General features: G+C 67.2%; 2 protein-coding genes. Both read left to right on the forward strand.

All coding sequences use genetic code 11. The features are described 5' to 3' along the window. Window positions 1-10: 10 nt before the first annotated feature. Window positions 11-6,247 (forward strand): RHS repeat domain-containing protein, encoded by a 6,237-nt coding sequence (locus ACFVWG_RS37185; protein WP_391548191.1) that lies wholly within the window; start codon window positions 11-13, stop codon window positions 6,245-6,247. Between the two features lie 108 nt (window positions 6,248-6,355). Continuing rightward, window positions 6,356-8,145 (forward strand): glycosyl hydrolase family 28-related protein (locus ACFVWG_RS37190; protein WP_391548192.1); only part of this gene is annotated, 1,790 nt, incomplete at its 3' end.

The raw sequence follows: 8,145 nt of genomic DNA on the forward strand, positions 1-8,145 counted from the left end.
GGAGGAAGCCATGTCTGCTGTTCCCGAGCCCGCCGGCCTGACGCGATGGTGGCGACGGCACGCGACCGTCCCGGTCGCGATCCTGACCGCCTGCGCCCTGATCGCGACCCTGGACGGCGGTGCGACCGCGGAGGCGGCCGCGCGGGCGCCGAAGGACAAGATCTTCCAGCCCCGCAAGGAGGAATCGGTCGGCGGGGCCGATGCGAAGGCGATTCCCCGGCGAACGGATCAGGCCGAGGCCAAGGCGTTGACCGCGGCACCGGCCGTGGCGTGGCCGAAGGCGGGTAGCGCGGAGGTCGCCGTACCGAGTCCTGCTGCGCCGGCCGTGGCGTGGAACGGGGTGCTGAGTGGCTCGGCCAAGGTTCGGCCTGGTCCGGCAGCTCGCGCGGGGGAGCTGCCGGTGTGGGTCGGCCCGACGGCAGCCGCCAACCGCGCGGCAGCAGCTGCTGTGACGCCGGCGCGAGTCAAGGTGGACCTGCTGGGTCGTGACGGCGACCGGTTGTTGCTGCGCCTGGCGAGTGCCAACAAGGCGGGTCAGGTCGAGCTGCGGGTGGACTACTCGGGGTTCGCGCAGGCGTACGGCGCGGACTGGAACAGCAGGCTTCGACTGGTTCAGCTCCCGGAGTGCGCGCTGAAGACGCCGGACGCGGCGGCCTGCGCCGGTACGCCGATTGCCACCCGCAACGATGGATCCGGGCTGCTGGCTGCCGACGTACCCGCCGCCGGTGTGTTTGCGATGGAGGCCGCAGCCGCTGGTGGCGCCGGTGACTTCGGTGCGTCGTCGTTGTCCCCGGCAACGAGTTGGCAGGTTGGCGGTTCGTCGGGTGACTTCAACTGGCGCTACCCGATGGAGACGCCGCCAGGTCTCGGCGGTCCGGCGTCGGCGCTCTCGCTGGAGTACTCCTCCGGTGGTGTCGACGGCCGCACCTCGGCTACGAACAACCAGCCCTCGTGGGCCGGTGAGGGCTTCGAGCTCGAGCCGGGCGGGTCGATCGAGCGCCGGTACGCCGCCTGTGCGTCGAAGACGGAGAAGACGGGCAACAACGGCAGCAAGAAGGTCGGCGACCTGTGCTGGGCCACGGACAACGCGTACTTCTCGCTGAATGGCAGAGGCGGTGAGCTGGTCCGCGACGACGCCACCGGTGCCTGGAAGCCGCGCTCCGACGACGGCACCGTCGTCCAGCGGCTCACGGGTGGGTCGAACGGTGACAACAACGGCGAGTACTGGCTGATGACGACCGAGGACGGGACGAAGTACTACTTCGGCCTGAACCGGTTGGCCGGGTGGACGTCGGGCAAGCCGGAGACCAAGTCGACCTGGACCGTGCCGGTGTTCGGCAACCACAGTGGCGAGCCGTGTCACGACGACGACTTCGGCGATTCGTACTGCCAGCAGGGCTATCGCTGGAACCTCGACTACGTGGTCGACCGGCACGGCAACACCATGAGCCTGTTCTACGACACCGAGACCAACAACTACGGCCGCAACGCCAGTGCGAGCTCGGTCAGCACCTACACCCGGGCCGGCAACATCAATCGGATCGAGTACGGCCAGCGCGACGGCTCGGTCTACACCACGCCAGCGGTTGCCCGCGTCCTGTTCACCACAGGGGAGCGGTGCATCGGCGCCTGTACGTCGTCGCAGCCCGCCACCTACCCGGACACTCCGTGGGACCAGTCGTGTACGTCGTCGAGCAGCTGCAAGAACAAGCTCACGCCGACGTTCTGGACGCAGAAGCGAATCGCGAAGGTGACGACCGAGGTCTGGCGCGGTACGGCGTTCACTCCGGTGAACTCGTGGACGTTCCGGCACTCGTTCCCCGCACCTGGTGACGGCACTCGAGCGGGGTTGTGGCTGGAGGCAATCAGCAACGCAGGGCTCGTCGGCGGGCAGGCGGAGACGCCCGAGACCAGTTTCGACGGCGTCCAGCTACCCAACCGGGTTGTCGGCACCGAAGGCATCCCGGCGATGAACTGGTGGCGGATCAGCGGGGTGCACACCGGTACGGGTGGCGAGCTCACGGTCGGCTACTCGGCACAGGACTGCAGCCTGCCGGGCAACGTGCCGGCCCCGGACACCAACGGCAAGCGCTGCCATCCGGCCAAGTGGACGCCGGACGGGCTGAAGGAACGGCAGGACTGGTTCAACAAGTTCGTGGTGACCGACGTGACCGAGTCCGACCGCGTCAGCGGACTCGAACCGATCGTGACCAAGGTGGAGTATCTGTCGCCACCGGCGTGGCATCACGACGAGGAGGACGGGCTGGTCGACATCGACCGCAAGACCTGGGCCCAGTGGCGCGGCTACGAGCGGGTCCGAGTTACCAAGGGCCACCCGTCCGGGACGCAGTCGGTCACCGAGAACCGGTTCTTCCGCGGGATGGACGGCGACAAACTCGCCAACGGTGGTGTCAAGGATGTGCAGGTGACCGACTCGACCGGCGTGAAGGTCGAGGACGTGGACCCGCTGGCCGGACAGGCGCGTGAGGAGATCAAGTACAACGGCACCGCGATCGAGCAGCGGTCGATCACTGACCAGTTCATCTCGGCGCCGACCGCGACCAGGGTCCGGTCGTGGGGCACGACGAAGGCCTACGAGGTCGAGGAGGCCGCCGTCCGTCAGTATGAGGCAGTGGACGGTACCTGGCGGCAGTCCTCGTCGAAGAACACCTACAACGCAGCCGGTGCGCTGACGCAGCAGGACGACTTCAACAACCTCGCTGACGCGACCGACGACACCTGCACGCGCTTTAGCTACACAGAGAATCCGGCCAAGGGTCTGCGCGAAATACCAGTACGGCGGCAGACGGTCGCGCAGGCATGTGACAAGCCGTGGACGAACGCGGACGTGACTGCGGACCAGCGGCTGTACTACGACGGTTCGACGACACCAGGCGGCGTACCGACCACGGGTGACCTGACCCGGAGTGAGGAGCTGAGCGGGTTCGCAGCAGACGGCACACCGACGTACAAGGTTGAATACACCACTGTGTACGACGCGATCGGTCGCGCGGTCGAGTCCACGGACGCGCTGAACCGAACCCGCAAGGCCAGCTACACGCCGACCGGTGCCAGTCCGGTGACCCAGGTGGTCGAGACCGCGCCGAACGGTCATGTGACCACGACCGCGCTCGAACCGGCCTGGGGTGAGGAGCTGACGGTTACTGAGCCGGACGGTCGCAAGACCGAGCTCGCTTACGACCCGCTGGGACGTACCTCGAGGGTGTGGACGGCGGGCAGGTCGCGCAGCGACGCACCGAACTACGCCTACGGCTACACGCTGCGCGGTGACGGTCCTGGTGTGGTCAGCACGACGACACTGCAGGCTGACAACAGCTTCGAGACCACGCTGGAGCTGACCGACGGACTGCTGCGGCCGCGGCAGATGCAGGAGCCCGCGCCCGGTGGCGGCCGGGTCATCACCGACTACGTGTACGACTCACGCGGCCTGCAGGTGAAGGAGAACGGCCCCTACTACAATTCGGCCCCGCCGACCGACCAGGTGCTGATTCCGAACGAAGCACAGGTGCCGACGCAGCAGGTCACCACGTACGACCAGCTGGATCGCCCGCTGGCTCAGGTGCTGAAGTCGCGGAACACCGAGAAGTGGCGGACGACGTACAGCCAGACGGCGGGCCGGTTCACCACTGTGCCGCCGGCCGGCGAGCACCCGGTCACTCGCATCACCGATGTCGAAGGCCGCCTCACCGAACTGCGGACCTACACCGGCGACGACGCCAGCGGCAGCTATGACTCGACGCTGTACACCTACCACCCGGCGGGACAGCTCGCGACGGTCAAGGACCCGGCCGGGAACCTGTGGAAGTTCGACTACGACATTCGTGGCCGGCAGATCAGCGCGGCGGACCCGGACAAGGGCACGACTCGCTTCACGTACGACGACGAAGACAGGATGCTGACGTCGACCGATGCGCGCGGCGGGACCGTGGCGTTCGCGTACGACGAGCTGGACCGGCCGACCGCCGTACATGACGGGTCGTTGGCCGGGCCGAAGCGAGCGGAGTGGACGTACGACACGCTCGCCAAGGGCGCACCGACCTCGGCCACGCGTTACGTGAACGGGCAGGCGTACACCGTGCGGGTCACCGGCTACAACGAGGCCGGTAAACCACTCGGCGCTGAGGTGACACTGCCGGCTGCGGAAGGGCAGCTCGCGGGCACGTACCAGGTAAAGAGCACCTACAACGCCGACGGTGAGATCGCCAGCACTGACCTACCGGGCGTCGGCGGTCTCCCTGCGGAGACGCTGCGCTATGGCTACAACGCGCAGGACATGCCGACCACGCTGACCGGTGCGAGCTCGTACGTGACCGGGACGACCTATACGCCGTACGGCGAGACCGAGAGCGTGACGCTCGCCCAGAGCGCCAACGGGCCGACGGTGAAGCGGAAGTACGAGTACGAGGAAGGCACGCGCCGGCTGTCCCGGGTGGTCACCGAACGAGACATCCAGCCTGAGCTGGTCTCCGACACCACCTATGGCTTCGACCCGGCAGGCAACGTCAAGTCGATCACGGACAAGACGTCGGCCAGCAGTGGTGAGGCTGCTGACACGCAGTGTTTCGACTATGACCACCTCCGCCGGCTGGCGGGTGCCTGGACTCCAGCCAGTGGTGACTGCGCGGCTGCACCGACTGCAGGTGCGCTGGGCGGACCAGCGCCGTACTGGCAGTCATGGACCTTCGACAAAGTGGGCAACCGGCAGAGCGAAACCCGGCATGCGGCCGGTGGCGACACCACCTCCACCTACCGCTACCCGGACGCCGGGCAGGCGCGGCCGCACGCCGTACAGGGCATCACCACCACGACACCGGCCGGCAGCACGACCAAGAACTATGGGTACGACGCCACCGGCAACCTGACTGACCGGACCGTCGCCGGCGTGGGGGAGACCTTCGCCTGGGATGTGGAAGGCCATCTGGAGAAGGTCACCAAGAACGGGAAGACGACCTCGTTCGTGTACGACGCCGACGGCAACCGGCTCCTGCGTCGCGACACCGCCGGCACCACGTTCTACTTCGGCGAGGCCGAGCTGCTGCTCGAGCCCGACGGAAAGGTCACCGGGACCCGGTACTACCGGCACTCGGGGCAGACCGTAGCTGTCCGGACGCCAGGAAAGCTGCACTGGCTCGGCACCGATCACCACGGCACACCGAACCTGGCCATCGACGCCGACAACCAATCCTTCGAGCGGCGGCGCACTACGCCGTACGGCGAGGCTCGTGGTGCCGCACCGGCCAGCTGGCCCGGTCAGAAGGGGTTCGTCGGGGGCGGGGACGATCCGAGCACCGGACTCGTGCACCTGGAGGCACGCGAGTACGACTCGACGACCGGGCGATTCATCTCGGTCGATCCGATCGCCGACTACCAGGATGCCCAGCAGCTCAACGGGTATGCCTACGCCAACAACAGCCCGACCACCTATACCGACCCCGACGGCCAATGGGGGTTCATCATCGGGATCATCGTCAGGATCATCCCGATAGTTGTCCGTGTCGCCCAGTTGGTCGTCCAGGCGATCAAGGTGGTCGTCCCGGTCGTCCGGGACGTCGTGATAGCGATGAATGTCGGCGGGAAGATCGTCCAAGTGGTGCGGCAGGTGACCCAGATGGTCGCCAAGATCAAGAATGTCGTGAAGCAGCTCATCCGCACCGTCCAGTCCCTCAAACGGATCCTGACCAGGACGGCCAAGCGAGTGGGGGGTTCGAAGAGCCCGACCGTTCGCAACATCCCCAAGAAGCCCAACTCAGCAGGCAAACCGCAGGCCAGGAGCGGACCGCGCAACACCCAGAACGCGAAGGAGAAGGCGCCTCTCGCCGCAAGGGTCAAGCCGCCGAAGCAGACTCCGAAGGAGCGCAGGGCGGTCCGGAAGGCGGCCAAGAAGCAGTTCAAGGACGAGGGCTACTGGCCGAGTGGTCAAGCGGCCACGCGCAAGGTCGGCCTGGAGCCGAAGGGCCCCAGCCAACCGCCGCCCCCGCGCGACTTCAACGGTCAGTTCCGCTTCGGCGAGCGCCCGGATCCCTGGTCGTACCAGGCGTCCAAGGGTGATCCGCTCGACAGTGCGGACCTGGCCCGGGACGGTATGAAGCGGTACGCGGACCAGTTCCACAAGTACGGTTACGAGAACAGCACGCCGACAACCGGCAGCAAGGTCTTCTACGGCCTCGGCCGAGTGGGTCAGCTGGCGGCCAAGATCGCGGAGATCCTGGGCGGCATGGGCGGCTGACCACCGAGTCTGTGTAGAGAATTTGCAGGGATGCGTCGAGCTATTGCATTGAGATGGTGCCTTCCTTAAGGTGTGCGCACCCCCGCCCCCCGAGGAAGGCACCGCCCCATGCCACGAAGGATTCACGCACGCCCGAAAGCAGCCCGCTGGGCAGCGATCGCGACCATCGCCGCCGGTCTTTCGGTACCGGCGGCGCACGCCGTACCGGCCGCCATTCAGGCCGTCGGCGCCACGCTGCCGTTCACGATCGTGGAGGCCGAGAGTGCGGCCACGAACGGGAGCAAGATCGGCCCGAGCTACGCCCAGGGAACGCTGCCGGCTGAGGCTTCGGGCCGCCAGGCCGTGACGCTGAACGGCGGCCAGTACGTCGAGTTCACCGCACCCGGTACGACGAACGCGATCAATGTCGCCTACTCGATTCCGGACGGCCGGACCGGGACATTGGCGGTCTACGTCAACGGGCAGAAGCTGTCGCAGTCTCTCGCGGTGACGTCGAAGTACAGCTACGTGGACACCGGCTGGATCGTCGGCTCGCGGACGCACAAGCTGTACGACCACACGAGGTTGCAGCTCGGGCAGACCGTCAACGCAGGTGCGAAGATCAAGCTGCAGGTGGACGGCGAGAACACGGCCGGCCCGTACACGATCGACGATGTCGAGTTCGAGAATGTCGCCGGCGCCGCCGGCCAGCCTGGTGGCTCGATCTCGATCGTCGATCGCGGCGCGGACCCGAACGGGAACAACGACTCGACCGGTGCGATCCAGAGTGCGATCGACAGCGCCCGCGGTTCTGGTGGCACCGTGTGGATCCCGGCCGGCCGGTTCAAGGTCGGCGGCACGATCAACCCCGACGGCGTCACGCTGCGCGGCGCGGGCCGCTGGTACTCGACGCTGCTCAGCAGCCACCTGATCGACCGGCCGAACGGCGGCGGCAACGCCAAACTGTACGACTTCGCCGTGATCGGTGAGGTGACCGAGCGCAACGACCAGTCGCCGGACAACTTCGTGAACGGCAGCCTCGGCCCGAACTCGATCGTGTCGGGTCTGTGGCTGCAGCACCTCAAGGTCGGGATGTGGCTCACCGGCAACAACGACAACCTGATCGTCGAGAACAACCGGTTCTACGACATGACCGCCGACGGGCTGAACCTGAACGGCACCGCGTACAACGTCCAGGTACGCAACAACTTCCTGCGCAACCAGGGTGACGACGCGCTCGCGATGTGGTCACTGAACGCGGCGAACCGGAACAGCACGTTCGCCAACAACACGATCGTCCAGCCGACCCTGGCCAACGGCATCGCGATCTACGGCGGGACCGATCTGACCGTGCGGGACAACCTGGTCTCCGACACCAACGCGCTCGGCGGCGGGATCGCGATCTCGAACCAGTCGTTCGGCTCGCCGTTCTTCCCGCTGGCCGGGACCATCACCGTGTCCGGCAACACCCTGATCCGGACCGGCGCGATGAACCCGAACTGGGGCCAGAACCACCCGCACGGAGCGATCCGGGTGGATGCGTACGACAGTCAGATCAACGCCCAGGTCCGGTTGCTGAACAACCGCCTGGTGGCGAGCCCGTGGTCGGCGTACCAGTTCGTCGACGGCGGTGGTGCCGGGCGTGCGGTGCAGAACGTCACCGTGGACGGCGGCTCGATCGAAGGCGCCGGGACGTTCGCCTTCCAGGCCGAGACCACCGGATCGGCGACGGTCAGCAATGTCGTTGCCAGCGGCATCGGTCGGGCCGGCGTCTACAACTGCGCCTACCCGAGCGGTTCGTTCGGCCTCAACCGCGGTTCCGGCAACAGCGGCTGGGACTCGACCTGGAGCGGCTGCAACTGGGTCGAGCCGGGGAGCGGTGGCGGCGATCCGACCCCGCCGACCGGCAACCTTGCGGC

The sequence above is a fragment of the Kribbella sp. NPDC058245 genome, assembly GCF_042882005.1.
Lineage (GTDB): Bacteria > Actinomycetota > Actinomycetes > Propionibacteriales > Kribbellaceae > Kribbella.

Excerpts from the sequence above, each read along its gene's own strand:
- ACFVWG_RS37185 (WP_391548191.1), top strand. The coding sequence starts at position 11 with ATGTCTGCTGTTCCCGAGCCCGCCGGCCTGACGCGATGGTGGCGACGG.